This is a genomic window from Promicromonospora sp. NPDC023805 (assembly GCF_040639635.1).
Classification (GTDB): Bacteria; Actinomycetota; Actinomycetes; order Actinomycetales; family Cellulomonadaceae; genus Promicromonospora.
Map to the genome: position 1 here is coordinate 77,569 of NZ_JBFAAH010000004.1, position 25,319 is coordinate 102,887.

Annotated in this window: 22 protein-coding genes; 19 read left to right on the forward strand and 3 right to left on the reverse strand. The window is 71.3% G+C overall.

Annotated features, from left to right (window positions below; genetic code table 11):
- Positions 1-111 precede the first annotated feature (111 nt).
- From AB0F70_RS06540 to AB0F70_RS06560, 5 genes are all read left to right on the forward strand, one after another.
- Complete coding sequence (locus AB0F70_RS06540; protein ID WP_357444972.1) at positions 112-1,710, forward strand: acyl-CoA carboxylase subunit beta; 1,599 nt, start codon at positions 112-114, stop codon at positions 1,708-1,710.
- 42 nt (positions 1,711-1,752) lie between these two features.
- On the forward strand, positions 1,753-2,277 hold the full coding sequence (locus AB0F70_RS06545) for a hypothetical protein (protein ID WP_357444975.1): 525 nt from the start codon (positions 1,753-1,755) through the stop codon (positions 2,275-2,277).
- On the forward strand, positions 2,274-2,513 hold the full coding sequence (locus AB0F70_RS06550; RefSeq protein WP_357444978.1) for an acyl-CoA carboxylase epsilon subunit: 240 nt from the start codon (positions 2,274-2,276) through the stop codon (positions 2,511-2,513). The genes AB0F70_RS06545 and AB0F70_RS06550 overlap by 4 nt, the downstream gene beginning before the upstream one ends.
- A gap of 66 nt (positions 2,514-2,579) precedes the next feature.
- On the forward strand, positions 2,580-4,262 hold the full coding sequence (locus AB0F70_RS06555; protein ID WP_357444981.1) for a DUF885 domain-containing protein: 1,683 nt from the start codon (positions 2,580-2,582) through the stop codon (positions 4,260-4,262).
- Positions 4,263-4,410: 148 nt separating this feature from the next.
- Positions 4,411-5,121, forward strand: coding sequence for a nucleoside triphosphate pyrophosphatase (locus AB0F70_RS06560; protein WP_357444984.1), 711 nt, complete (start codon positions 4,411-4,413; stop codon positions 5,119-5,121).
- A 57-nt stretch (positions 5,122-5,178) separates the two neighbouring features.
- On the opposite strand, the gene AB0F70_RS06565 is transcribed toward AB0F70_RS06560, so the two are convergent.
- Positions 5,179-6,228 carry a type IV toxin-antitoxin system AbiEi family antitoxin domain-containing protein gene (locus tag AB0F70_RS06565; RefSeq protein ID WP_357444987.1) on the reverse strand — a complete coding sequence of 350 codons (1,050 nt, stop codon included), beginning with the start codon at positions 6,226-6,228 and terminating at the stop codon, positions 5,179-5,181.
- 441 nt (positions 6,229-6,669) lie between these two features.
- Here AB0F70_RS06565 and AB0F70_RS06570 point away from each other — a divergent pair, with 441 nt between their 5' ends.
- The 4 genes from AB0F70_RS06570 to AB0F70_RS06585 all read left to right on the forward strand — a co-directional run bounded on the left by AB0F70_RS06570 (position 6,670) and on the right by AB0F70_RS06585 (position 10,278).
- Positions 6,670-8,475: a biotin carboxylase N-terminal domain-containing protein gene (locus tag AB0F70_RS06570; RefSeq protein WP_357444990.1), complete on the forward strand. Its 1,806-nt coding sequence runs from the start codon at positions 6,670-6,672 to the stop codon at positions 8,473-8,475.
- A gap of 124 nt (positions 8,476-8,599) precedes the next feature.
- Positions 8,600-9,064 carry a hypothetical protein gene (locus AB0F70_RS06575; RefSeq protein ID WP_357444993.1) on the forward strand — a complete coding sequence of 155 codons (465 nt, stop codon included), beginning with the start codon at positions 8,600-8,602 and terminating at the stop codon, positions 9,062-9,064.
- Between the two features lie 239 nt (positions 9,065-9,303).
- A complete protein-coding gene (locus AB0F70_RS06580; RefSeq protein ID WP_357444996.1) occupies positions 9,304-9,804 on the forward strand; it encodes an NUDIX domain-containing protein in 501 nt (166 codons plus the stop codon).
- A gap of 9 nt (positions 9,805-9,813) precedes the next feature.
- Complete coding sequence (locus AB0F70_RS06585) at positions 9,814-10,278, forward strand: hypothetical protein (protein ID WP_357444999.1); 465 nt, start codon at positions 9,814-9,816, stop codon at positions 10,276-10,278.
- 8 nt (positions 10,279-10,286) lie between these two features.
- Here the strand turns inward: AB0F70_RS06585 and AB0F70_RS06590 are convergent, their stop codons facing one another.
- A complete protein-coding gene (locus tag AB0F70_RS06590) occupies positions 10,287-11,849 on the reverse strand; it encodes an NAD(P)H-quinone dehydrogenase (RefSeq protein WP_357445002.1) in 1,563 nt (520 codons plus the stop codon).
- A gap of 89 nt (positions 11,850-11,938) precedes the next feature.
- Between AB0F70_RS06590 and AB0F70_RS06595 the strand changes: the two genes are divergently transcribed.
- The gene (locus AB0F70_RS06595; protein WP_357445004.1) at positions 11,939-12,778 is read left to right on the forward strand and encodes a purine-nucleoside phosphorylase; all 840 of its coding nucleotides are present in this window, start codon (positions 11,939-11,941) and stop codon (positions 12,776-12,778) included.
- A 77-nt stretch (positions 12,779-12,855) separates the two neighbouring features.
- Positions 12,856-14,565: a phospho-sugar mutase gene (locus AB0F70_RS06600; protein WP_357445366.1), complete on the forward strand. Its 1,710-nt coding sequence runs from the start codon at positions 12,856-12,858 to the stop codon at positions 14,563-14,565.
- Positions 14,566-14,636: 71 nt separating this feature from the next.
- Here the strand turns inward: AB0F70_RS06600 and AB0F70_RS06605 are convergent, their stop codons facing one another.
- Positions 14,637-15,710 carry an LCP family protein gene (locus tag AB0F70_RS06605; RefSeq protein ID WP_357445007.1) on the reverse strand — a complete coding sequence of 358 codons (1,074 nt, stop codon included), beginning with the start codon at positions 15,708-15,710 and terminating at the stop codon, positions 14,637-14,639.
- Positions 15,711-15,832: 122 nt separating this feature from the next.
- On the opposite strand from AB0F70_RS06605, the gene AB0F70_RS06610 reads away from it, so the two are divergent.
- From AB0F70_RS06610 to AB0F70_RS06645, 8 genes are read left to right on the forward strand one after another with little or no spacing between them, the layout of a single operon-like run.
- A complete protein-coding gene (locus AB0F70_RS06610) occupies positions 15,833-17,143 on the forward strand; it encodes a glycosyltransferase family 4 protein (RefSeq protein ID WP_357445010.1) in 1,311 nt (436 codons plus the stop codon).
- Positions 17,143-18,882 (forward strand): glycosyltransferase family 4 protein, encoded by a 1,740-nt coding sequence (locus AB0F70_RS06615; RefSeq protein WP_357445013.1) that lies wholly within the window; start codon positions 17,143-17,145, stop codon positions 18,880-18,882. Before AB0F70_RS06610 ends, AB0F70_RS06615 begins: the two co-directional genes overlap by 1 nt.
- Complete coding sequence (locus tag AB0F70_RS06620; RefSeq protein ID WP_357445016.1) at positions 18,879-19,781, forward strand: ABC transporter permease; 903 nt, start codon at positions 18,879-18,881, stop codon at positions 19,779-19,781. The genes AB0F70_RS06615 and AB0F70_RS06620 overlap by 4 nt, the downstream gene beginning before the upstream one ends.
- Complete coding sequence (locus AB0F70_RS06625; RefSeq protein ID WP_357445019.1) at positions 19,771-20,901, forward strand: ATP-binding cassette domain-containing protein; 1,131 nt, start codon at positions 19,771-19,773, stop codon at positions 20,899-20,901. Before AB0F70_RS06620 ends, AB0F70_RS06625 begins: the two co-directional genes overlap by 11 nt.
- Before the next feature lie 14 nt (positions 20,902-20,915).
- Complete coding sequence (gene wecB, locus AB0F70_RS06630) at positions 20,916-22,109, forward strand: UDP-N-acetylglucosamine 2-epimerase (non-hydrolyzing) (protein WP_357445369.1); 1,194 nt, start codon at positions 20,916-20,918, stop codon at positions 22,107-22,109.
- Complete coding sequence (locus AB0F70_RS06635; protein ID WP_357445022.1) at positions 22,106-23,842, forward strand: DUF6270 domain-containing protein; 1,737 nt, start codon at positions 22,106-22,108, stop codon at positions 23,840-23,842. The genes wecB and AB0F70_RS06635 overlap by 4 nt, the downstream gene beginning before the upstream one ends.
- A gap of 4 nt (positions 23,843-23,846) precedes the next feature.
- The gene (locus tag AB0F70_RS06640) at positions 23,847-24,524 is read left to right on the forward strand and encodes a sulfotransferase (RefSeq protein ID WP_357445025.1); all 678 of its coding nucleotides are present in this window, start codon (positions 23,847-23,849) and stop codon (positions 24,522-24,524) included.
- On the forward strand, positions 24,493-25,317 hold the full coding sequence (locus tag AB0F70_RS06645; protein WP_357445028.1) for a hypothetical protein: 825 nt from the start codon (positions 24,493-24,495) through the stop codon (positions 25,315-25,317). Before AB0F70_RS06640 ends, AB0F70_RS06645 begins: the two co-directional genes overlap by 32 nt.
- Positions 25,318-25,319 lie beyond the last annotated feature (2 nt).

The following is a 25,319-nucleotide window of genomic DNA, read 5'->3' on the forward strand; positions in this document are numbered from 1 at the left end:
ACTCTCCCCTCGCCCCCGAACCTGCCCTTGGAGGAAACCCACAACGCAGCAGCGTGACCCGCTGGATGCTCACGCATCGAGCGGGAGGCATCCGACAACTACGCTCGAACTGTGAACGACGCCATCACCACCCTTGCCGGCACGCGCGCCAAGCTCGACGACCTCGACGCCCGCCGAGCGGCCGCCATCGACGTCCCCGAGCAGACGGCCCAGGAGAAGCAGCACAAGCGGGGCAAGAAGACCGCCCGCGAGCGCATCGACGCCCTGCTGGACGAGGGCAGCTTCACCGAGCTGGACGCGCTCGCCAAGCACCGCAGCCGCAACTTCGGTCTCGAGAAGAAGCGGATAGCGGGCGACGGTGTGGTCACCGGCTACGGCACCATCGACGGCCGCCAGGTGTGCATCTACTCCCAGGACTTCACGGTGTTCGGCGGGAGCCTCGGTGAGGTGCACGGCCAGAAGATCACGAAGGTCCAGGACCTCGCGCTCCGTACGGGTGTGCCGCTCATCGGCATCAGCGACGGCGGCGGCGCCCGCATCCAGGAGGGCGTCGCGGCCCTGACGCAGTTCGCCGAGATGTTCCGGCGCAACGTCGCGGCGTCGGGCGTGATCCCGCAGATCTCCCTGATCCTTGGCCCGAGCGCGGGCGGCGCGGTGTACTCCCCCGCCCTGACCGACTTCATCGTGATGGCCGACCAGACGTCGAACATGTTCATCACCGGCCCGGACGTCATCCGCACGGTGACGGGCGAGGACGTCGACTTCGAGACCCTGGGCGGCGCCCGGACGCACAACTCGAAGTCCGGCGTGGCGCACTACATGGGCAGCGACGAGGACGACGCCATCGACTACGTGCGCCACCTCATCGGCTACCTGCCGCAGAACAACCTCTCCGACGCGCCGGCGTTCCCGCCGGAGGACGACGTGCCGCTCGAGGTCACCGCCGACGACGAGGCGCTCGACGAGCTGATCCCGGACAGCGACAACCAGCCGTACGACATGCGCACGGCCATCGAGGCGGTACTGGACCCGGAGTCGTTCCTCGAGGTGCAGCCGATGTTCGCGACCAACGTGCTGATCGGGTTCGGGCACGTGGAGGGCCAGTCGGTAGGCATCGTCGCCAACCAGCCGCAGTCCATGGCGGGCACGCTCGACATCGACGCCGCGGAGAAGGCCGCGCGGTTCGTGCGGACCTGCGACGCCTTCAACATCGCCGTGCTGACGTTCGTCGACGTGCCGGGCTTCCTCCCCGGCGTCGGGCAGGAGCACCAGGGCATCATCCGCCGCGGCGCCAAGCTGATCTACGCGTACGCCGAGGCCACCGTGCCGCTGATCACCGTCATCACGCGCAAGGCCTACGGCGGTGCCTACATCGTGATGGGCTCCAAGCAGCTCGGCGCCGACGTCAACCTGGCCTGGCCGACCGCCCAGATCGCCGTGATGGGCGCGAGCGGCGCGGTGAACATCCTGCAGCGCGGCGCGCTGAAGACGGTCGCGGAGGCCGGCGGGGACGTCGACGCCGAGCGCGCCCGGCTGACCGCCGAGTACGAGGACGCCATCGTCAACCCGTGGGACGCCGCCGAGCGCGGGTACGTCGACGCGGTCATCCGCCCGTCCGAGACCCGCGTGCAGGTCGTGCGTGCGCTTCGCGCGCTGCGCACCAAGCGATCTACGCTTCCTCCGAAGAAGCACGGCAACATCCCGCTCTGACGGCGGGAGGACCGAGGCAGTTCGGACGGGATGAGGAACTAGATGAGTCACGAGGACGCCACCCACGGCCCGGCGCCGATGGGCCGCGTCGACACGGAGCCGATGCACCGTGCCGTCGATGCGCTGGCGGCTGCGCTGCACGACTACGTGGGGACGGCTGTGGGCGTGCGCGCCGAGTTCGGTGCGGCGGAGGCGGACGAGGACCCGCGGGTGCTGGCCCTCGAGTCGAAAGTGGGGCACCTGAACGCCGCCCTGTTCGACACGCTGCACGGTTCGCTCGGCATGCACCCGGACCTCACGTCGTCGGTGTGGGAGCCGGAGGACGGCGCCGACCCCGACGAGATCATCGAGTCCGAGCTGCCCGAGGGTGGCGAGTCGTTCTACCTCGGCTTCGTCGTCGCGGCGCGCGGCGGTGACGCCAGCCTGGACGGCGTCATCGACCTGCTCGACGCGGCCGGCGAGTCCGTCGCGACGCACCTCACCGAGGGCGGATACGACATCGCCGAGTGGGCCGCCTCGCGCGGCGAGGCTCCCGGTTTCGGTTTCTACGAGGAGGACGACGAGTGAGCTCCGAGGTACGTGTTGTCCGCGGCGAGCCCGACGACGTCGAGGTGGCCGCCCTGGTCGCGGGCCTCGCCGCGGTGGCCGCGGCGGGCCCCGAGCCCGACGACGCCGCGCCGCTCGACGAGTGGACCAACCACTCCCGGGTGCTGCGCGGGAACGGCGCGTCGACGGCCAAGAACTTCGGTGGGCGTTCGGGGCGGCACAACGCGGACGCCTGGCGCTGGAGCCTGCGGTCGTAGGAGAGGCCGGCCGGCCGGAGAACAACGTCTGCTCGGGGGCCAAGGGGCAGCCGTAGGCTCGCCCTCATGACCTCCCCCACACGTACCCCTACCGCGATCGACGCTGTCGCCGACGACTACGTCAACCGCCTCACCGAGCTCTCCCCGATGTCCGCCACCGGTATGGGCCTGCCCGGCCACGACCACGAGATGGACGACCTCTCGCCGGCAGGCCGCGAAGCCACCGCCCAGGCGAACCGCGAGGTGCTCGCGAAGCTCGAAGGACTTAAGCCCGCGGACGACGTCGACCGGGTAACCCTCTCCGCGATGCGCGAGCGCGTAGGACTCGACCTGGAGCTGCACGAGGCCGGCGAGTACCTCCGCAAGCTCAACAACATCGAGTCGCCGGTGCAAGGGCTCCGCGAGGTCTTCGACATGATGGCCACCGACTCGGTAGAGGCATGGGAGAACATCGCCTCCCGGATGAGCGAGCTCCCTGGCGCCGTCGACGGGTACATCGAGTCGCTCACCGCCGCCGCGGCCAAGGGCGACGTCGCCGCCATCCGCCAGGTGCGTGAGTGCGTCACCCAGGCACGGGAGCTGGCTGCCGGCGACTCGTTCTTCACGGCATTCGTGACGGGTGAGGCCGCGAGCGCCACGCTCGGCGAGGGGCACGCGCTGTCCGGTGACCTGGCGCGGGCGGCGCAGGGTGCGCAGGCCGCGTACGGCAAGCTTGCGGACTTCCTGGAGCGCGACCTCGCGCCGCAGGCGCCGGAGGCCGACGCCGTGGGCCGGGACCGGTACACCCTCTGGTCACGGTACTTCCTGGGCGCGAAGGTCGACCTCGACGAGACCTACCAGTGGGGTCTGGAGGAGCTCGCCCGGATCGTCGCCGAGCAGGAGTCGGTGGCGGCCACGATCGCCGGCCGGGGTGCGAGCGTCGAGGAGGCCGTCGCGGTGCTCGATGCCGACCCGTCGCGCAAGCTCATCGGCACGGCGGCCCTGAAGGCCTGGATGCAGGAGACCTCCGACGACGCGATCACCGCGCTGAACGGCACCCACTTCGACGTGCCGGAGCCCGTGCTCGACCTGGAGTGCATGATCGCGCCCACCCAGTCGGGCGGCATCTACTACACCCCACCGAGCGACGACTGGTCCCGGCCGGGCCGGATGTGGTGGTCGGTGCCGTCCGACGTCACGGAGTTCAACACCTGGCGCGAGAAGACGACCGTCTACCACGAGGGCGTTCCGGGCCACCACCTGCAGTGCGGTCAGGCGGTGTTCGCGCGCGCGACGCTCAACAACTGGCGCCGGCTCGCCTGCTGGGTGTCCGGGCACGGTGAGGGCTGGGCGCTCTACGCGGAGCGGCTCATGGCCGACCTCGGCTACATGGACGACCCCGGCGACCGCCTCGGCATGCTCGACGCCCAGCGCATGCGCGCCGCCCGCGTCGTGTTCGACATCGGTGTGCACCTGGGCCTCGAGGCGCCGGAGCAGTGGGGCGGCGGCACCTGGACCGCCGAGAAGGGCTGGCCGTTCCTCATGGCCAACGTGAACATGCCCGAGTCGTTCATCCGCTTCGAGTTCAACCGGTACCTGGGCTGGCCGGGGCAGGCGCCGTCGTACAAGGTGGGCCAGCGGCTGTGGGAGCAGACGCGCGACGCCGCCAAGGCCGCCGGGGGCGAGAGCTTCGACGCCAAGGCGTTCCACGCGCGGGCGCTCAACCTGGGCTCGGTGGGCCTGGACACCCTGCGCGAGGCCCTGGCCTGACCTGCCCGTTCTGGGTGTGACCGTCGCGACTGTGCGCCCGTTCCCGGCGCGACGGTCACGCCCAGAACAAGAGGGTGACGTGGGTCACGTCGGGGGGATTTTGGAATTTGCCGTTTCGCGCGGCCACTTTCTCGTTACTGTGGCGCGCGTGCCTCGCCTGGTCCTCGCCTCACAGTCCCCCGCCCGACTCGCGACGCTGAAGTCCGCCGGAGTCATCCCGGAAGTAGTCGTGTCCGGCGTGGACGAGGACAAGGTCCTCGCCGACGCCACCGAACGCTTCGGCGAGCTTGATCCCGCCGATGCCGTGCTCGTGCTGGCACAGGCCAAGGCCGAGGAGGTGGCGTCCCGGCTGGAGGACGCCCGCGACAACGCCGAGGCCGGCGTGTCGGACGGCGACGACGGGTCGTCGGCCGAGCCCATCGAGAACCCCGCCGACGTCATAGTCGTCGGCTGCGACTCCATGCTGGAGTTCGACGGCGCCGTCGTGGGCAAGCCCGCCGACGCCGAGGTCGCGCGTGAACGCTGGCGGTCGATGCGCGGCGGCAAGGGTGTGCTGCACTCGGGCCACTGGGTGGTCGACCTGCGCGACAACGACGCCGGAGGCACCGGCGGCACCCTCGGCTCGACGAGCTCGACCACCGTCTGGTTCGCCGACATCGACGACGACGAGATCGACGCCTACATCGCCACGGGCGAGCCGCTGCACGTGGCGGGGGCGTTCACGATCGACGGCCTCGGCGGCCCGTACGTCGAGCGCATCGAGGGCGACCACCACGGCGTCGTCGGCCTCAGCCTGCCGCTGCTGCGCGAGCTCCTGGCCGAGCTGGGCGTCCCCTGGCGCTCCCTCCGCACCCCGTGAACGTAGGCCGGGTCGCACTTGATCCGTCGAGCGTAGGCCGAATCGCCTCATAGGGGCTCATCCGGCGACCACCCCTACGTTCAATGCCGCTGCTGGCGACGGTGCGGGGAGGTCTAGGTCTATTCTCGGGCTCACCGGGGAGCCCGGGCGCCAACCGAGGCGAGCCAGGCGTTCTGCCATCTCGTCACCGACGCTGCGTCCGCCGTCGCCCAGTGCCCTGGCCGCCGGGAACCGGAGGACGATCACCCTGCCGGTGGCGAGCAGCCCGTTCTGGCGTGCCGCATCGTCGGCGAGCATCGCTTCCCCCGAGTGGAACGCGCGACCGTCGATCTCGACGACCACGTACCGGCCGTCGGGCAGGGTCCAGACGAAATCCACCCGCGCCAGGACGAGACCCCCAGTGACGAATGTGACCTGCTGCCCGTCCGGCGGCACCCCGTTGTCGATGAAGGACAAGCGGGCGTACGTCTCGGCGGTGGACCCGTCGCGCTCCTCGACCAGGTCGAACAGGCAGTGCACCTGGGCGGCACCACGCCGCCCACGCACGAGCTCGCGGACGCTCTCGAGCCCGGCCTCGTCGAGGAGACCCTTGTGCAGCGCATCGCTGAGCACGGCCACCGCCTCGTAGCGAGGAAGGTACGGGAGCGCCTGCGCCAGCGCGGGCACCAGCGCCGCGATCTGACGCCCCCGGTAGGGCACGTCCGCGAAGGATCGGTACCTACGGAGCACGATCCCCGCACCGACGGACGCGTACATACCGCCCGGTCGAGCTGCCTCCGGCACCAGGTCGGCAGGTAGTCCACCGACCCCGAGCAGCGCCAGCGCGCACGCCCCCGTGGCGATCCCGTCCGGGACCGCGAGCATGCCGATCCAGGCCGCCCTGCGTCGGACGTCGTCGTGCCGACCGTCTCGTAGCCGCAGCTCGACCGGTTCGGGGTCGGTGTCGTAGACGCACCGGGTGACGCGGGCCCACCGGCCCTGCCGGATCAGCAGCGCCACGGCGTGCTTGTTGACCCCCGCCGCGTCGCACTGCGCTTTGTTCACCAGGCCTTCCTGCGCCGCGGCGAGGGACAGCAGCGGGTGCGGCAGGGTCCTCTTGGGTCTCATGTCGCCGATCCCACTCTGATGATCGGCTCCGCGGAGATCACTCCGGCGGAATTGTGGACAACGGCATCAGCACGGTCCCTGTGGTCGAACTCGCATGCCGATCCCACCGCCACCCGACCTCAGACGGCTGGAGGACTTCCGGCCTCGGCACGGCCACCCGTCCCGAACGTAGGCTCAGTCGCTCCAACCCGTCGAACGTAGACGTCGTCGTCTCAAAAAGGCTCATGCAGCGACCACTTCTACGTTCGACGACCACTCCTACGTTGCCGCCGGGGATCTGGGGGGTGTCCACAACCTCGCCCAGCCAATCCGACGGATCTGGCCGGACGCCATGTCTGAACCCTCCAAACGGCCCGCGTCGGGGTTGGTCTGCTCTCCAGACTTTTCGCGACGTGCCCGGGGGCGGTACTTCGGTCGCTTATCACCGGGTTACGGTGAGCCGTGCCCAGTACCAGCCTGCCCCGAACCATCTCGAAGGTGCTCATCGCCAACCGCGGTGAGATCGCCGTCCGCGTGGCCCGTGGATGCGCCGACGCGGGGCTGACATCCGTCGCCGTCTACGCCGACCAGGACCGCGAGTCCCTGCACGTGCACCTCGCCGACGAGGCGTTCGCGCTGGGCGGTGCCCGTGCCGCGGACACGTACCTCGACCCGGCCAAGCTGCTCGACGTCGCCCGCCGTTCCGGCGCCGACGCCGTGCACCCGGGCTACGGCTTCCTGTCGGAGAACGCCGAGTTCGCCCAGGCGGTCATCGATGCAGGGCTGACCTGGATCGGCCCGCCGCCGTCGGCCATCAGGTCGCTCGGCGACAAGGTGAGCGCGCGCCACATCGCGCAGCGCGCGGGCGCCCCGCTGGTCCCCGGCACGCCGGACCCGGTCAAGGACAGCAGCGAGGTCAAGGCCTTCGCCGAGCAGTTCGGGCTGCCCATCGCCATCAAGGCGGCGTTCGGCGGCGGCGGCCGCGGCCTGAAGGTCGCGCGCACGTTCGACGAGATCGACGAGATGTTCGACTCGGCGGTCCGCGAGGCGGTCGCGGCCTTCGGCCGGGGCGAGTGCTTCGTGGAGCGCTACCTGGACAAGCCGCGCCACGTCGAGACCCAGTGCCTCGCCGACACCTACGGCAACGTCGTAGTGGTGTCGACCAGGGACTGCTCCCTGCAGCGCCGCCACCAGAAGCTGGTCGAGGAGGCGCCCGCGCCGTTCCTCACGCCGGAGCAGGAGAAGTCCCTGTACGCGGCGTCGGAGGCCATCCTGCGGGAGGCCGGCTACGTCGGCGCTGGCACGTGCGAGTTCCTCGTCGGGGTCGACGGCACCATCTCCTTCCTCGAGGTGAACACGCGCCTCCAGGTCGAGCACCCGGTGACCGAGGAGGTCACGGGCATCGACCTGGTGCGCGAGCAGCTGCGCATCGCGGCCGGCGAGCCGCTCGGCTACCACTCCCCGGTGGTTCGCGGGCACTCCATCGAGTTCCGTATCAACGGCGAGGACCCGGCGAAGGGCTTCCTGCCGGCGCCGGGCCGCCTGAACACCATCGCGTGGCCGACCGGCCCGGGCGTACGCGTCGACACGGGCGTCGTCGCCGGCGACTCGGTCTCCGGCGCGTTCGACTCCATGATCGCCAAGCTCATCGTCACGGGGGCCACGCGCACCCAGGCCGTCGAGCGGGCCCGCCGTGCCCTGCGCGAGCTCGTCGTCGAGGGCATCCCCACGGTGGTCCCGTTCCACAAGGCCGTCCTCGAGGCCGACGCGTTCGTCCCCGCCGACGGCTCGCCGTTCCGGGTGCACACCCGCTGGATCGAGACGGAGTTCGCCGACACCCTCAAGACCCTCGCGCCTGCCAAGCCTTTGGCCGCGCCGGAGGACGAGGAGGAAGAGGTGGCCGCCGAGCGCGTCGTCGTCGAGGTGGGCGGACGCCGGCTCGAGGTCGTGCTGCCCGCCGGTCTGGGGGTCGCCGCCGGTCGAGCACGTACCGCGAACGCCGCCCGTCGTCCTGCCCGGCGAGCAGCCGGAACCAAGACGTCGGGGACCGCCGGGAACACGCTGGCGTCACCCATGCAGGGCACCATCGTCAAGGTGGCCGTCGAGGACGGCGCGACCGTGGCCGAGGGCGACCTCATCGTCGTGCTGGAGGCCATGAAGATGGAGCAGCCGATCCTGGCGCACCGCGCGGGGACCGTGCGATCCCTGACCGCCGAGCCCGGCGCAGGTGTGTCGGCGGGTGCTCCCATCTGCGAGATCGTCGACTGAAGCTCGGTTTTCGCTGCCTCTGCCGGGTGAATTTTCTCAGCGGGCGGGTGAAAAAGGCTCAGCGGGTCGGTTTGCCTCCGGACCGCGGCCAGAAGGTCCCTTTTGATCGGCTAAGTTCTGCGACGTGACACACGTCGTAGTACTGAGCCCTGAAGAGGCCATCGCCCTTGTCCGCCCGCGCAAGACGCTTCCGTCGTTCGTCAGTGACCTGACCTGCGACGAAGGGGTCATCTCGCTGACCGGTGACCTGCGCCGCCTGACCTATGCCCCGCTGCCCGTCAAGATCGCGGCAAAGGCCGTCCCGGTCGTGCACGGCTCGGCCCGGATCACGTCGTTCCACGAGAACATCGCGGTGCTGCAGGTCGACGCCGACGCCGCCGGCCTGCCCGCCACGAAGCTGCTCCCGCTCGCTTCCGGGACCATCGCGAAGATGGCACGCAAGAACGGGCTGCCGGAGAACGCCGTGCAGCTCCGCAAGGACGGCACCATCTCCCTCGACGTGCGCGCCCTGATGCGCGGCTCGTTCGCCGAGGTGACGGACTTCCGTTTCGAGGGCGGCAAGGTCGTCGTCGAGGGCATCGCCGCCTGAGCCGGAGGTGCAGCGCAGGGTGCGGGCCGAGGAACGAGGCACGCGCCCGGAGCGGAACCGCAGGCTCAGGCGGTACAAGTAGAGCCTGAGCCGGAGGTGCAGCGCAGGGTGCGGGCCGAGGAACGAGGCACGCGCCCTGAGCGGAACCGCAGGCTCAGGCGGTACAAGTAGAGCCTGACCTGAGGTGTGCAGGAGGCGGATCGCTGACACGCACCGCCCCGACCTGACAGACTGACGCAGTGCCGAACGCGACCGTACCCCCGACCGATCTGCACCGGCATGGCGGGGACGGCTGGGTGACCTGCGGGGACCACCGGCACTGGGGTCTGTTCGGGGCGGCCGGGCTGCTGCTCGTCCGCCGGGACGCCGACGGGGCGCCGTCGGACGTGGTGCTCCAGCACCGTGCCCTGTGGTCGCACATGGGCGGCACCTGGGGCATCCCCGGCGGCGCGCTGGCGCCGGACGAGAAGCCCGCGGCCGGCGCCCTGCGCGAGGCTGCCGAGGAGGCGGCGATCGACCCGGCCGCCGTGCACGTCGTCGGCACGCACGTGCTGGAGCACCCGGCCTGGACGTACACGACGGTCGTGGCCGACGTCGCCCCCGGGTACCGCATCGAGCCGCGCGCGGCCGATCCGGAGAGCCTCGAGGTCCGCTGGGTCGGCCTGGCGGACCTCGGCTCGCTGACGCTGCTGCCGGCGTTCGGCGAGGCCCTGCCGCGGCTGCTCACGATGCTGGGTTAGGGTCGATTCGTGCACATCCGGATCGCGCCCGAAGAGGTGCTTGGCCTGGCGAGGATCGCCAAGCAGGCCCCGCCCATCATCACGTCCGTCGTCGGCGACGGAGACGTGATCCGCGTGGTCGCGGACCTGCGCCGGCTCGAGGACCTGCCGGGGCCGCTCAAGCTGGCCGTGAAGATCGCGCCGATCGTGCGGGCCGACGTCCACCTGGCCTCCTTCGAGCGCGGCGTCGCGACGCTCACCGTCGAGGTGAACGCCGCAGGCCTGCCGGCGCACCGGCTGCTCAGCCTCGCCGCCGCGCCGATCGAGAACGAGGTCGCGAAGCAGGGTCTGCCGCCGGGCGTCGTGGACGTGCAGCCGGACGCCCGGATCGCCGTCGACGTCGAACGCCTGCTCGAGGCCAAGGTCCCGGGCCTGACGGTCTCGCACGTGAAGATCGAGGACGGCCGCATCATCCTCGACGCGTCCGTCGCGTAGGCCTCGCCCTACTTGCCTACTCGCGCGTCCAGGACGCGGGCGCCCTCGGCGATCGAGCCCGACAGCGACGGGTAGATCGTGAACGCGGAGGCCACGTCCTCCACCGTGAGCCGGTGCTGCACGGCCAGCGTGATCGGGAAGATCAGCTCGGACGCGCGCGGCGCCACCACGACGCCGCCCAGCACCACGCCCGCCTCGGGGTGCGCGAAGAGCTTCACGAACCCGTCCTTGATGCCGAGCATCTTGGCGCGCGGGTTGCGCGCGAGCGGCAGCGTCGTGGTGATGAACTTGGAGTTCTGCGCGCGCAGCTTCTCCTCGCTGTAGCCGACGGTGGCGATCTCGGGCGCGGTGAAGATGTTGGACGCGACGGTGCGCAGCGCGAGCGGCTGGACGGCGTCGCCCAGCGCGTGCGCGACGGCGATCCGGCCCTGCATCGCGGCGACCGACGCGAGCGGCAGCACACCCGTGCAGTCGCCCGACGCGTAGACGCCGCGCACGGAGGTGCGCGATACGCGGTCCACGACGACGTGCCCCGACCCCGAGAGCCGCACCCCCGCCTCCTCGAGCCCGAGGCCCGACGTCGAGGGCACCCCGCCGACCGCCACGAGCACGTGCGAGCCGTGCACCACGCGGCCGTCGGACAGCGTCACCTCGACGCCGTCGTCCGTCCGCACGGCGCCCGCGGCGCGCGAGCGGGACAGCACGGTCATGCCTCGCGAGCGGAACACGCCTTCGAGCAGCTCGGCGGCGTCCTCGTCCTCGCCGGGCAGCACCCGGTCGCGACTGGAGACGAGCACCACGTCCGACCCGAGCGCGTTGTACGCGCCCGCGAACTCGGCGCCCGTCACACCGGAGCCCACGACGATCAGCCGCTCGGGCAGCTCGCGCAGGTTGTACATCTGCGTCCAGGTGAGGATGCGCTCGCCGTCCGGCACCGCGGTGGGCAGCGTGCGCGGGGTCGCGCCGAGGGCGAGGAGGATCGAGTCCGCCTCCAGCACCTCGGTGGTGCCGTCGGCCAGCTCCGCGACCACGCGCGCCGGCCCGTCCAGGCGCCCCTTGCCGTGGACGATCCGGATGCCCTCGCGCTCCAGCCGGCCGCGGATGTCGGCGCTCTGCGCCCGCGCGAGCGCGAGCACACGCTTGTTCACGGCCTGCAGGTCCACGAAGTGCTTGCGCTTCTCCTCGGCCGTCCCGGCGGCGGACGCGGCAGCCTGCACGCCCGCGCCGCCCAGCGCCTGCGCCGACGCGGGAGCCGCGTACGCGGACACCACGGGGATGCCGCCGGTCGCCAGCGAGACGTCGACGTCGGACAGCGGGTCCACCACGTCGTCGGGCATGCGGATGCCGAGCTCGGGGGCGCGGTCCGCGATGGTCATCCACTCGGCGGTGGCGATGAGGGTCTTGGAGGGGACGACGTCGGTGAGGACCGCCGCACCGCCCATGCCCTGCTGCTCGACCACGGTGACCTGGGCGCCGTGGCTGCGTGCCACGAGCGCCGCCTCGTAACCGCCGGGTCCACCTCCCACGACGACGACGTGGGGCGGGACAGCGGTGGGATCGAGGGGGGTCACGATCTCATTCTCGCATCGTCCACGGCTGTCGAGGATTCGCCGGGGGCCGTGCGCGCGTGCCACGGTGAAAGTGGCGTTAACCTCGGACCATGAGCACGGACCTCGATCTTGACGACCCGACGACCGACCCGTTCGACGTCGCTGCGGCGGCCGCCGAATACATCGCGGCGAAGACGGGGGTGCCAGGGCACGACATCGCGCTCGTCCTCGGCTCCGGCTGGGGCGGTGCGGCAGAGCTGATCGGTGATGTCGTCGCCGAGATCCCCACCGCCGAGATCCCCGGCTTCCTCAAGCCCGCGGTCAAGGGCCACCTGGCCACCACGCGGTCCATCCGCTTCGAGCGGCCCGACGGCGCGGTGCGCCACGCGCTCGTCCTCGGCTCCCGCACGCACCTCTACGAGGGCCTCGGGCCGCGTCGTGTGGTGCACGGCGTCCGCACCGCCGCGGCCGCCGGCTGCGAGACCGTGATCCTCACGAACGGCTGCGGCAGCGTGCACATCGGCTGGCGTCCCGGCCAGCCCGTCCTCATCAAGGACCACCTGAACCTCACCGGCCAGACGCCGCTCGAGGGCGCCAAGTTCGCCGACATGACGGACGTGTACACGCCGCGCCTGCGCGACGTCGCCCGGAGCGTGGACGCGGACCTGCCGGAGGGCGTCTACGCGCAGTTCCACGGCCCGCAGTACGAGACGCCCGCCGAGGTCAAGATGGCCTCCCTGATGGGCGCCGACCTCGTCGGCATGTCGACGGCGCTCGAGGCCATCGCCGCCCGGCACTGCCGCATGGACGTGCTCGGCATCTCGCTGGCCACGAACCTCGCGGCCGGGATCAGCCCCCACCCGCTCTCGCACGAGGAGGTGCTGGAGGCGGGCCGGGAAGCCGGGCCGCGGATCAGCGACCTGCTCGCTCGGGTGATCAAGCAGATCTGACGCCAGTGTCCGCCAACCTGCCTACCACCACCGAGGCGCTCTCCGCGCCCGATCTCGTCGCGCGCGCCGAGGCCTGGATGGCCGCCGACGTCGACGCTGCCGACGTCGCCGAATTGCGCAACCTGGTCGCCCGCACCACCGACGAGCGGGTGGGCGACCTGGCCGTCGCCGAGCTCGCCGACCGGTTCTCCGGCCTGCTGCAGTTCGGCACGGCCGGCCTGCGCGGAGCCATGGCCGCCGGCCCGAACCGGATGAACCGCGCGGTGGTGATCGCCGCCGCCGCCGGCCTCGCTGCCTTCCTCACCAAGGAGATCGGCCGCGGCACCCCGCGCGTCGTGGTCGGGTTCGACGCCCGGCACCGGTCCGCCCAGTTCGCCCGCGACACCGCGGCGGTGCTGGTCGCTGCCGGCGCCGAGGTGCAGCTCATGCCCGCACCGGGCCCCACGCCCGTCCTGGCGTTCGCGGTGCGGCACCTGTCCGCCGACGCCGGCGTCATGGTCACCGCGAGCCACAACCCCGCGGCCGACAACGGCTACAAGGTGTACCTCGGCGGCCGCGTCGTCACCGACGCGGGTCAGGGCGCGCAGATCGTCCCCCCGTACGACGCCCTGATCGCCGGTGAGATCGCGCTCGTACGCGCCGCGAAGGACGTGCCGCGCGCCGAGTCCGGCTGGACCGTGCTCGGCCGCGAGATCACCGAGGACTACCACGCGGCGGTGGCCACCCTGCACGACGGCGAACCGCGCAACAAGCTCCGTATCGTCACCACGTCGCTGCACGGCGTGGGCGGCGTGGCCGTCGCGCGGGTGCTGGCCGAGGCAGGCTTCGCCGACGTCGTACCGGTCGAGGAGCAGGCCGAGCCCGACCCGGACTTCCCCACCGTGGCGTTCCCCAACCCGGAGGAGCCCGGCGCCATCGACATGGCGCTCGCCCTCGCCCAGGACGCCCACGCGCAGCTCGTCATCGCGAACGACCCGGACGCCGACCGCTGCGCCGTCGCGGTCCTCGACCCGCAGTACGGGACGTACCAGGGCGCGGAGACCGCGTCCTCGCAGGGCTGGCGGATGCTGCACGGCGACGAGGTGGGCATGCTGCTCGGCTGGGACGCGGCCGAGCGCACGGCCCGCGCGGGCACGGGTGGCACGCTGGCCTGCTCGATCGTGTCGTCGCGCGCGCTGGCGGCCATCGCCGCCCGGCACGGCCTGGCGCACGCCACGACGCTCACCGGCTTCAAGTGGATCTCGCGCACCCCGGACCTCGTGTTCGGGTACGAGGAGGCCCTGGGCTACTGCGTCGACCCCGAGCACGTGCGGGACAAGGACGGGCTCTCGGCGGCGGTCGCCGTCGCCCAGCTGGCCAACCGCCTCGCCGCGGACGGCCGCACGCTCCTGGACCGCCTGGACGACGTCGCCCGCACCTGCGGGCTGCACGTCACCGGCCAGGTGTCGGCCCGGTTCGAGGACCTCGCGCTGATCGAGTCGACGATGACGGCGCTCCGCACGTCGCCGCCGGCCGTCCTGGCGGGTTCGCCCGTCGACTCGGTGCGCGACCTCGCCGAAGGCCTCGACGGCCTGCCGCCCACCGACGGCGTCGTGCTGCTGACGGCCGACGACACCCGCGTGATCGTGCGGCCGAGCGGCACCGAGCCCAAGGTCAAGTGCTACATCGAGGTGGTGTCGCCGGTCGCTCCGGACGCCTCGGCCAACACCCTGTCCGCGGCGCGGGTGGCCGCGCGCGACCGCCTGGCCCGGGTGCAGGCGGACCTCCGGTCGGCGCTGGGCCTCTGACGACAGCGGTCCCGCCACCCTCGCGGGGTGGCGGGACCGGTCAGCTGCTGTCGGACGAGCGGCTGGACGAGCTACTGCACGACCGCCGGCAGGACGTCCATGGCGTCCGGGTTGGCCTCGACGAACTCCGGCACCTCGTCCTTGGCCACCGCCTGCATGAGCGGGTCGAACACCGCCCGGTCCAGCACGACTATGGACTGCCCGTCGGCGCTGCGCCCGGTGCCGGAGTAGGGCGCGGTCATGAACGTGATGTCGTTCGTGGCCATGCCCTGGGCGCCCATGACGAGATCCTGGATCTTGTCGATAGTGAGGCCCTCGTCGACGGCCACCGAGCTGGTGATGGCCTCGAGGAAGTTGGCCATCTTCAGGGGTTCGCTCATGCTGTTCTTCGCCTTGGCCACGATCGCCCGCATCCAGGCCTGCTGCCGCTGCACACGGCCGAAGTCGCCGTTCGCCAGCGCGTACCGCTCACGCGCGAACTCAAGTGCTTCCTCGCCGGTCATCGCCTGCCGCACGGAGCCGCCGTTGCCGTCGGGCACGGTGATCTCGACACCGTCCAGGGAGTCGGTAAGAGCCTCGAACGACTCGAAGTCCGTCACCGCGAAGTGGTCGATCCGGACGCCCGTCAGGTTCTCGACAGTCTGGATCATCAGGGCCGGGCCGCCGTAGGAGAACGCGGCGTTGATCTTGGCCTCGCCGTAGCCGGGGACGGGAACCCAGGAGTCGCGGGGGATGGAGATCGCCGCCGCCGACTTCCGGTCCGCTGCCAGGTGCACGAGCATGATCGCGTCGGTGCGCTGCGCACCGGCCTTCCATGCGGTCGGGTCGCCGGCCGAGATCCGGCTGTCGGAGCCGAGCACCAGGATGTTCACGGGTGCGGTCGGGCCCTCGACCGCGGGGGCGCTGGGCCGCGTCGAGGGATCTACGTCGGCGAACGGGTCGTCGATCCGCTCCAGGTTGTCGTCGAGCGACATCCGGTACGCGTAGTAGGCCGCGACGCCTCCCCCGCCCACGAGCAGCAGAGCACCGACCACGAGGCCGGCGACAAATCCGCGGCTCCGAGGTGCGCGCCGGGCGTGACGAAGATCGCCGTCCACCGGGTTGGGCGGGGCGAGAAGATCGCTCATTCGATCGGGTGCGGCCATAGGTGTTGATCATAGTGGCGAACGTGACTACTACTCTTGAGCCTGGCCTGCAACCGGAGCGTCGTTTCAGGGGTGAATCTCGGTGCCCGCCCAGGTGGCACCGAACAGCGAGGGGAGTCGCAGTGAACGCTGCCGCGAAACAGCCGCAGGACCGCTCGATCCTCCTGGTCACGCACCATTTCGCACCCGAGACGGGAGCCCCCCAGCGGCGCTGGGGAGCACTCACCGAACACCTGGTCACAGCGGGTTTTCCGGTGACCGTCCTGACGCCTCCGCCACACTACCCGTCGGGAAAGATCACCCACTCTTCACCTTCGCACCTGCCTGGTTCCGTGCAGAAGGGCACCAACGGCGAGAAGATCATCCGGGTGAATTTTCGCGAGCATTCTCATGGGCTCGGTTCTCGGGCCGCGGACCAGACGGTCGCAGCGATCAGCTCGGTCCTGTACGGCATCCGGCCTTCCGCCGGCCGGCCGGCCGTGGTGATCGCGACGGTCCCCGGAATCCCGAGCGTCGTCGCCGGCTGGGCGCTCGCCCGCTGGCACCGGTCCCGGTTCGTGGTCGAGATGCGTGACGCCTGGCCGGACCTCATCCAGCCCAGCGGCATCCTCCTGCGCCGGGACCGGCCCGGCGGCCTGCGCCGTCGGCTCCGTGATCTCGTGGCGCGCGTGGTGCACCGCACCGTCACGCGCCTCCAGACCCGGGCGGACCTCGTGGTCACCACCACCGCCGCCTTCGCCGAGATCCTGCGCGCACGTGGCGTCCGCAACGTGGCGGTTGTCCGCAACGGGACGGCGTTCGAACCGGTGCGCGGGAACGCTCCGGTGCGTCTTGCCGGCCGCCCGCTGCGGGTCGTCTACGCGGGCACCGTCGGCCGGTCGCAGGGCCTCGACGTCGCCGTACGCGCCGCCGCACTGGTCCAGGAGCGCGGTCACGCGCTGGACGTCCGCATAGTCGGGCACGGCAACGAGCTGGAGCCGCTCCGGCGCCTGGCGGCCGAGCTCGGCGCGCCGGTACGCGTCGAGCCGTCGGTGCCGTCCACCCAGGTGCGCGAGCTGTACGCGTGGGCGGACACCGTCGTCGTCTCCCTGCGGGACTGGGAACCGTTCGAATGGACGGTCCCGTCCAAGCTGTACGAGGTGATGGCGTCCGGCGTCCTCGCCTCGGCGAGCCTGGCCGGCGAGGCAGCGAACCTGGTCACGATGAACGGCGCGGGCGCTGTCGTGCGCCCCGGCGACGTCGAGGGCCTCGCCGACCTGTGGTGCGGCTGGCTGTCCGACGGCGTTGTGCCCGCCGCATCGTCCGACGCCGCGGCCTGGGTCGCCGAGCACGCGAGCGACGGGGTGCTGGGCCACCGGTACGCCGAGCTCCTCGACGCCCTGTTCCCGAGCCCGGTGCCGGACGCCCCGCTCGACCGGAGGGCAAGGGTCTGATGGCGCTGCCGTTCCAGCGCGCGGGCGAGCTCGCGCGCAACCTCCGTTTCACCGCGTCGTTCGTGGCGCGCACGCTCGTCGAGGACCCGCTGTGGCTCGCCGTCCAGGCGGCCCGGCGGGCTCCGGAGCCGCTGCGCCGGCCCCTGGTGCGTGCACTTGGGTTCGCGCAGTCGCCGTCGGCCCCGCACGCGCTGGGGCTGATGCTGGCCGGCGACACGGCACACGCGGCGGACGAGGCGGAGCAGCTGCTGGAACGGCACGACGGCCGCGGCCGCCGGGTCGCGGCAGAGGTAGCCGTCGCGGTGGGCAGACCTGAGCTGCTCGACGACATCGACGAGGCCGGACCCGCGCGCTACCGGGCGGCCTGGCTGCTGGGCGACGCCGACTCCATCGGACCGGACGCACCCGCCGGGCTCCGCGCCCAGCTGGCCGTGCTGCAGCCGGAGCCAGCAGACGACGGAGGGAGCCAGGCACCCGGCACCGTGCCGGGGCTGCCGGGACCACCGGGCCCGGGCGGCATCACCGTGCTGCACCACCTGACCAACTCCCTGCCGCACACGCAGAGCGGCTACACGCTCCGCTCGCACGCGATCCTGCTGGCGCAGCGCGCCGCGGGGACGCCCGCGGTCGCGACCACGCGCCCCGGCTACCCGCTGACCATCGGGTCGCTCACGGCCCGCGGGACCGACGTCGTCGACGGCGTCACCTACCACCGCCTGGTCCCTGACCGCGTGGCGTCCGACGTCGCGCGCCGGATCGCGCAGGAGACGGACCTGCTCACCGAGGCCGCGCGGGACGCGGGCGCGGACGCCCTGCACACCACCACGCCGTCGACCAACGGCAGCCTGGCGCGCGCCGCCGCACGGCGGCTCGGGATCCCGTGGGTCTACGAGGTGCGCGGGCTGCCCGAGGAGACCTGGGTGGCGTCGCACGGCACGCCCGCGGCGCGCGCCCGGGCGGCGGCGTCCCGCCGTCGGGCACTGATGCAGGCCAAGGAGACCGAGCTCGCGCTCGCGGCCGACGCCGTGGTGACGCTCAGCGGAACCATGCGCGACGCGCTGGTGACGCGCGGCGTCCCCGCCGACCACATCACCGTGGTGCCCAACGCGGTACCCGACAGCCTGCTCGCCGCCCAGCACCCGACGCCGGAGGCGGCGCGGGCCGCGCTCGGCCTGCCTGCCGGTCCGGCGATCGGGACGGTGAGCAGCCTTGTCGACTACGAGGGTCTGGAGACGGTGGTCCGCACGGTGGCGACGCTGCGCGCCCGCGGGCACGAGGTCACGGGCCTGCTGGTGGGCGACGGCGTCTCGCGGCCCGGCCTGGCCCGCCTCGCGGACGAGCTCGGCGTCGCCGACCACGTGGTGCTGCCCGGACGGGTGCCGCCCGGTGTGGCACAGACCTGGCTGGCCGCGCTCGACGTCGTGCTGGTGCCGCGCCGCGACCACGAGGTCACGCGCCTGGTGACCCCGCTCAAGCCGGTCGAGGCGATGGCCGTAGGCCGCCCGGTGGTCGCCAGCGACCTGCCCGCGCTGGTGGAGGCCGTCGGCGGCGCCGGGCTGCACGTCGGCGCGGATGATCTGACCGGCTGGGCCGATGTGGTCGCTACCCTCCTGGACGACGCCGGACGGCGTGCCGAGCTGGTCGAGCTGGGCCGGGCGGTGGCCATCGAGAGGACATGGGTGAGGAACGCGGAGACGTATCTGGGGATCTACCGGGAGTGTCTGGGGGTCAAGGCATGAGCTCGGGCCCGGAGACCGGGTCGTACACGGCCCTGTTCGACGCGTCGCCGACGACCACCAAGCTCGTGACGCTCGGCAACCTGTCCCGCGTCGGCGCACGGCCCCCGCTGGGGCAGTACGTGCGCCTGCTCTGGGCGCGCCGGCACTTCCTGTGGGCGGACGCGCGGGCCAAGGTCACCAGCGGAACCCGGCAGAGCCTGCTGGGCCAGGCCTGGCTGGTCCTGGACCCGCTGATCAACGGTGCCGTGTACTTCGTGGTGTTCGGCCTGCTGATGAAGGGTGGGCGAGGTATCGAGAACTTCATCGGGTACCTCCTGATCGGTGTGTTCCTGTTCCAGTTCACCACCGCGTCGATCAACGGTGGTGCGCGCTCGGTGCAGACCGGCAAGAACCTGATCCGTGCGTTCACCTTCCCGCGGGCGGCGCTGCCGATCTCGGTGGTGCTGCGCAACCTGCTCAACCTCGGCCCCACGCTCGTGACGCTGGCCGCCCTCATCTACTTCATCGCCCCTGTGGAGGAGTACACCTGGCGCCTCGCCCTGGTGCCCGCCGCCCTGGCACTGCAGGTCATGTTCACGACGGGGCTCGCGCTCCTGGTGGCCCGGTGGGCGGCCGCGCTGCCCGACGTCGCGAACCTCATCCGGATGTCGATGCGTATCTGGCTGTACGCGTCAGCGGTGTTCTTCTCGTTCGACACCCTTCTCGAGGACCGGCCCGACATACAGAGGGTGCTCGAGACCAACCCGATGTTCATCGTGCTGGACATCGTGCGCGACTGCGTCCTGTACGCCACGACGCCCGACCCGATGCGCTGGGTGTGGCTCGGCGGCTGGGCCGTCGGCATGCTGCTGATCGGGTTCATCACCTTCTGGCAGGCGGAGGAGAGCTATGGCCGCTGACCTCGACTACCCCATGCCGCCGCCGCAGCTCAGCAAGGGCCGGCCCGCGTCGATGCCTGTGCCGGTGCAGCGGCCGCTGACGGGAGCGATCCCGATGTCGGTGCAGGCCCCGCCGCACACCGGCCAGCTCGCCGCCGTCGCGCCGCGGTCCGGGAGCACTCCTGTGCTGTGGCCGACGGTCGCCGTCCAGGGCCTGCGCATGTTCTACCGCACGCCGTCGACGGACACGTCCAGCGGCCGCCGCGCCAAGCTCAGGCGGACGGTGCTCAACGCCCTGGGCCAGGAGCCCAAGGTGACGGTGCGCGCGCTGACGGACATCTCGTTCGTCGCCAACTCCGGCGAGCAGATAGGCATCGTCGGCCAGAACGGCTCCGGCAAGAGCACGCTCCTGCGGATCATCGCGGGGCTGGAGAAGCCCACCAAGGGCCAGGTGCTGGCCGAGAGCACGCCGGTGCTCATCGGCGTGAACGCCGCGCTGGTCCCCGACCTGCCCGGCGAGGAGAACGTACGGCTCGGCTGCCTGGCGATGGGCCTGTCCCCCGCCGAGGCGCAGGCCGCCATCCCCGACGTCATCGAGCTGGCCGGCCTCGGCAAGTCCATCTACCTGCCCATGCGCACCTACTCCTCGGGTATGGCGGCACGCCTGCGCTTCGCCATCGCGACGGCTGCACGCCCCCACATCCTGCTCATCGACGAGGCCCTGGCCACCGGTGACGCCGCGTTCAAGGAACGCAGCGAGGTCCGCATGGAGCGCCTACGGAAGGAAGCGGGAACTGTGTTCCTCGTGAGCCACGCCGCACAGACCATCGAGGAGTCGTGCACGCGCGCCATCTGGCTGCACCACGGCCGCCTCGTGCTCGACGGCGAGGCCCAGGACGTCGCCGTCCGGTACCGCAAGTGGGCGTGGGCCCACGCGAAGGACAAGCCGGACGACGCCAAGCGGATCCTCGAAGAAGCCTTCGCCGAACGACGGGAGACAGAGGTGCGGTTCGACACGCCCGAGCCGGCCAAGGGACCGGTACGCGAGCGGCATGCCCGGCCCAGGGGCCGCGACGCCAAGCAGGCGAAGACCAGGGCAGCGCGTATCGCGGCGCTCCAGACGGAGGCGGGCGACCTGTGAACCGGCCCCTCGTCATGACCGTCTACGGGACGCGCCCCGAGGCCATCAAGGTCGCGCCGGTCATCGCTGCCCTCGAGGCCGACGACCGGTTCGACTCGCTGACGGTCGTCACCGGCCAGCACCGGGAGATGCTCGACCAGGTCAACGAGGTCTTCGGCATCGTGCCGGACCACGACCTCGACATCATGAGCCACGGCCAGACGCTCGGGCAGATCTTCGCCCGTGTCATGAGCCGGCTCGACCCGATCCTCGCGGAGCACCGGCCCGACGCCGTCATCGTCCAGGGCGACACGTCGACGTCGGCGGCCGCCGCGCTCGCCGCGTTCTACCGGCAGATCCCGGTGGTGCACCTGGAGGCGGGGCTGCGCAGCGGCGACATCATGTCGCCGTTCCCGGAGGAGGCGAACCGCAAGATCACCTCGCAGATCGCCGCGCTGCACCTGGCGCCGACCCTGCGGAGCCTCGCCAACCTCGTGGCCGAGGGCGTCCAGCTGGAGAACATAGTGGTGACCGGCAACACGGTCATCGACGCCCTCTACCTCGCGGTGCAGCGCCGGACGGCGTTCACGGACCCGGCGGTCGCCCGGGTGGCGTCGTCGGGCCGCCGGGTGGTGCTCGTGACCACCCATCGCCGGGAGAACTGGGGCGATGCCATGCAGGGCGTCGGCCGCGCCCTGGCGCGGATCGCCAGGCGGTTCCCCGACGTCGAGGTGGTGCTGCCCGTGCACCGCAACCCCGTGGTGCGGGACGCCGTGCTGCCGCACCTCGCCGGGCTGTCGAACGTCACGGTGACCGAGCCGCTGGGCTACGGCGAGTTCACCCATCTGCTGTCGCTCTCCACCCTGGTGCTCACCGATTCCGGCGGGCTCCAGGAGGAGGCGCCGAGCCTCGGCAAGCCGGTGCTGGTGATGCGGGACAACACCGAGCGCCCCGAGGCCGTCGAGGCAGGCACGGCCCGCCTGATCGGGACCGCCGAGGAGCGTGTGGTGGCCGAGGTGCACCGGCTGCTGACGAACGAGGCGGCCTACGCCGCCATGGCGCAGGCCGTCAACCCGTACGGGGACGGGCACAGCGCGAAGCGGGTACTGGACGCGACGGCGCGCGTGCTCGCGCCGGTGCTGCCCGACGTGCTGCCCGACTTCGACCTGGTGGACGAGCAGTTCACCGCCGTGACCGCAGAGGCAGTTTCCGCAGAGGGTGGGGTATGAGCAAGAGCAAGACCAGGGTCTTCATCTACGGCTCGTGCGTGTCGCGGGACACGTTCGAACATCTCGATCCCGAGAAGTTCGAGCTCGTCGCGTACGTGGCGCGCCAGTCGGCGCTGAGCGCCTACACCCGCCCGGTCGAGCTCATGGCGCCGCCGACCCTCGAGTCGCAGTTCCAGCAGCGGATGCTCTCCGGTGACTTCGCGTCGAGCCTGCGGCCGCAGATCGCCTCGGCCGCGGCGGGCACCGACCTCGTGCTGGTCGACCTCGTCGACGAGCGCCTGGGCGCCTACCTGCTGCCCGACGGGTCGGTGATCACCCGCTCGCTGGAGCTCATCCAGTCCGGCTCCGAGCAGTACCTGCCCCAGGGTGCCCAGTACCTCGCGTTCGGCACGCAGCAGCACTTCGAGTACTGGCAGACGGCGATCAGCTACATCGGGGAACGCGTGCGGCACTACATGCCGCAGGCCAACGTGGTGCTGCTGGACATCCCGTGGGCGGAGTGGTCCGAGACCGGCGAGAAGACGCCGGAGTCCTTCGGCGTCTCGGCCCGGGACGCGAACCCGGTGTTCCAGTCGTACGCACAGTTCGCGGCGCAGACACTGGCCAGGCAGGTGATCTCGCTGGACCCGTCCGAGGTGGTGTCCAGCGCTACCCATCCGTGGGGCGACGCGCCGTTCCACTACGCGGAGAACGTGTACCTGAACATCGTGCAGCAGCTCACGGGTGCCGAGGGCCGGGTGATCTGGGGGACGGGCGCGACCCGGACGATGACCGCGGACCTGCCGGTGCAGCAGGACGCCGGTGGCACGGCCCCGGCGGCCGACCCGAGCGCTGCCGTGCCCGAACGCGCAACCGTCCAGCAGCGGGTCCCCGATGCCGCGCAGGACACGCAGGGCGCACAGGGTGCCGCCGCGCCGCTCCGGCGGCTGGAGGGCGGTCCGAACTTCCTCATCGCGGGCACCCAGCAGGGTGGGACGCAGTGGCTGCAGCACCAGCTCAGCCGTCATCCGCAGGTTGACGTGGCCAAGGACGCCGCTCCGTTCTTCAGCCGGCCCACGCGGCTCGCCAAGGACGAGGAGATCCAGAAGTTCCTCCAGCCCTTCGCGGACGGCGGCAAGCCGCTGCGGGGCCACCGCTCACCCGGGTACTTCTGGGTGGCCGATCCCCGGAGCGAGTTCTCCCCGCCACGGAAGCACGACACGGCTGCCGCGATCCGGGACATGCTGGACCCGGGCGCTCCCGTCCTGCTCAGCCTGCGCAGCCCCGTCGAACGAGCGATCTCGGCGTACTGGCGGCATTTCTCGAACGCCCAGATCGAGCTGGGCGCCGGCATCTTCCAGAGCCCGGCCCGGCTCGGCATCGTCGACCTCGGTTTCTACCGGCGGCACTACGAGGACTGGGCGCGCACGCTCGGCCCGGAGCGCCTGCGTGTCCTCGTCTTCGACGACCTCGTCGACCGTCCGCGCGAGTACCTGCAGGACGCGCTCGGCGCCCTGCGGGCCGACGACGCGCCGGAGTTCTGGGAGTCCCTCAAGCCCAAGGTCAAGGTCGGTAACGTCGACTGGCTCCCGCAGTTCAGGAAGCAGAGCCCGATCACCGCTCAGGAGATCGCGGCGCTCTACGCGCTCTACGCCGACGACATCCGGTTCATGGAGGAACTCCTCGGCCGCAAGCTGCCGAGATGGCACAACGTCGGGCGCCTCGTCAAGCAGTACACCGCCGAAGGAAAGTAGAACCGTGTACGACTCAGCCGCCGCGCGCGACCCTCTCGGTTGCGTCTTCATCGTCACGTACGGGCGATCCGGTTCGACCCTGCTCCAAGGGATCCTCAACTCGATCCCCGGCTACGTGATCCGCGGCGAGAACGGCGACTCCTTGTACAGCCTGTTCGCGTACTTCAACACGCTCGACAAGGCGAGCCGCGAGCACACCGACCCGAAGAAGAAGTCGCCGGACACGCCGTCGCACCCGTGGTTCGGGATCAACCAGTTCTCGCCCGAGACGACGCTCGCTCTGCTGCGCTCACTCGTCCTGGCCTCGCTGTTGCAGCCTCCGGCAGGAACCCGCGTGACGGGCTTCAAGGAGATCCGCTGGGTGCACTCCAACTGGCGCCCCTACGCGGACTTCCTGATCCGCCTCTTCCCCCGGGCGCGGTTCGTCATCAACACCCGTGACCACGCCGACGTGCTGGCGAGCAAGTGGTGGAGGGAGCGGGAGAACGGCGCCGCCATCCTCGATCGCGCGGAGGCCCAGTTCGCCGAGCTGGAAGCCGCGTACCCGAACCGCACGCACCGTGTGCACTACAACGACTACACCACCGACCCCAGCTCGCTCGAAAGCCTCTTCGAGTGGCTCGGCGAACCGTTCGACAAGGAACGCATCAATGACGTCCTCACTCGCAAGCACTCCTACTGAGAGCCCGACGGCCACGCCGGACGCCTGGATCGCGGGCAACTCGCACCTGATCTCCATGCTCCTCGCGCGCGAGGGCTCCCTCGGCGCGCCACGGAAGAACTGGGTGGGCGACGGCGAGGAGAAGCGGTGGACGGTCGATGACACCACGCTCGCCTTCGCCCGGTTCGGCAGCGGAAAGATCGAGACCGAGGTCTTCAGCAAGGTCGTCGACGGCAAGGTGACGCTCATCGACCCCGCCTACCGGAAACAGTTTCGCAAGCTGTCGGGGACACCTTTTGTCTCCCCCGAACATCTCTGGGGCTTCTGCAACATCAACAACAACTCGCGGAACTTCCGCCGGCCGATGTGGCAGAAGTACGCACCCACGCACCTGGCGCACCCCGGAGCGAGCCCGCTCTCGTACGACGCCGTGCGTGCCATCGTGGAGCACGACCACCACGGCGTCCGAGTCTTCTTCGAACAGCTCAAGAAGGTCGGAGTGGAGTTCTTCGCCATCTCCGCACCCCCTCCCCGGCGCGACCACCCGACCGCTCGCACCCAGTACGGCCGTGACCTCGCGCTCTACCTCGACACCCTCTCCAGGGACATCTGGCACGAGTGGCTGGGCGAGCGCGGTATCACCGTGATCGAGCCGCCCGCCCGAACGGTCGACGAGGACGGCTTCCTGCGGGAGGAGCTGTACCACGTCCGCGACACGCTGCCCCCGGACGTGTCCCACGGCAACGCGGCGTACGGCCGCATGCTCGTCACCGAGATCACCCAACACGTGAACACCGTCCGAAAGGCAGCCTGAAC

What these genes read in the sequence shown, in the direction of transcription:
- wecB (WP_357445369.1), top strand. Translation starts at nt 20,916, where the DNA reads ATGACCGTCTACGGGACGCGCCCCGAGGCCATCAAGGTCGCGCCGGTC.
- AB0F70_RS06605 (WP_357445007.1), bottom strand. Translation starts at nt 15,710, where the DNA reads ATGGCCGCACCCGATCGAATGAGCGATCTTCTCGCCCCGCCCAACCCG.
- AB0F70_RS06595 (WP_357445004.1), top strand. Translation starts at nt 11,939, where the DNA reads ATGAGCACGGACCTCGATCTTGACGACCCGACGACCGACCCGTTCGAC.
- AB0F70_RS06545 (WP_357444975.1), top strand. Translation starts at nt 1,753, where the DNA reads ATGAGTCACGAGGACGCCACCCACGGCCCGGCGCCGATGGGCCGCGTC.
- AB0F70_RS06620 (WP_357445016.1), top strand. Translation starts at nt 18,879, where the DNA reads ATGAGCTCGGGCCCGGAGACCGGGTCGTACACGGCCCTGTTCGACGCG.
- AB0F70_RS06555 (WP_357444981.1), top strand. Translation starts at nt 2,580, where the DNA reads ATGACCTCCCCCACACGTACCCCTACCGCGATCGACGCTGTCGCCGAC.
- AB0F70_RS06645 (WP_357445028.1), top strand. Translation starts at nt 24,493, where the DNA reads ATGACGTCCTCACTCGCAAGCACTCCTACTGAGAGCCCGACGGCCACG.
- AB0F70_RS06625 (WP_357445019.1), top strand. Translation starts at nt 19,771, where the DNA reads ATGGCCGCTGACCTCGACTACCCCATGCCGCCGCCGCAGCTCAGCAAG.
- AB0F70_RS06615 (WP_357445013.1), top strand. Translation starts at nt 17,143, where the DNA reads ATGGCGCTGCCGTTCCAGCGCGCGGGCGAGCTCGCGCGCAACCTCCGT.
- AB0F70_RS06600 (WP_357445366.1), top strand. Translation starts at nt 12,856, where the DNA reads ATGGCCGCCGACGTCGACGCTGCCGACGTCGCCGAATTGCGCAACCTG.
- AB0F70_RS06565 (WP_357444987.1), bottom strand. Translation starts at nt 6,228, where the DNA reads ATGAGACCCAAGAGGACCCTGCCGCACCCGCTGCTGTCCCTCGCCGCG.
- AB0F70_RS06635 (WP_357445022.1), top strand. Translation starts at nt 22,106, where the DNA reads ATGAGCAAGAGCAAGACCAGGGTCTTCATCTACGGCTCGTGCGTGTCG.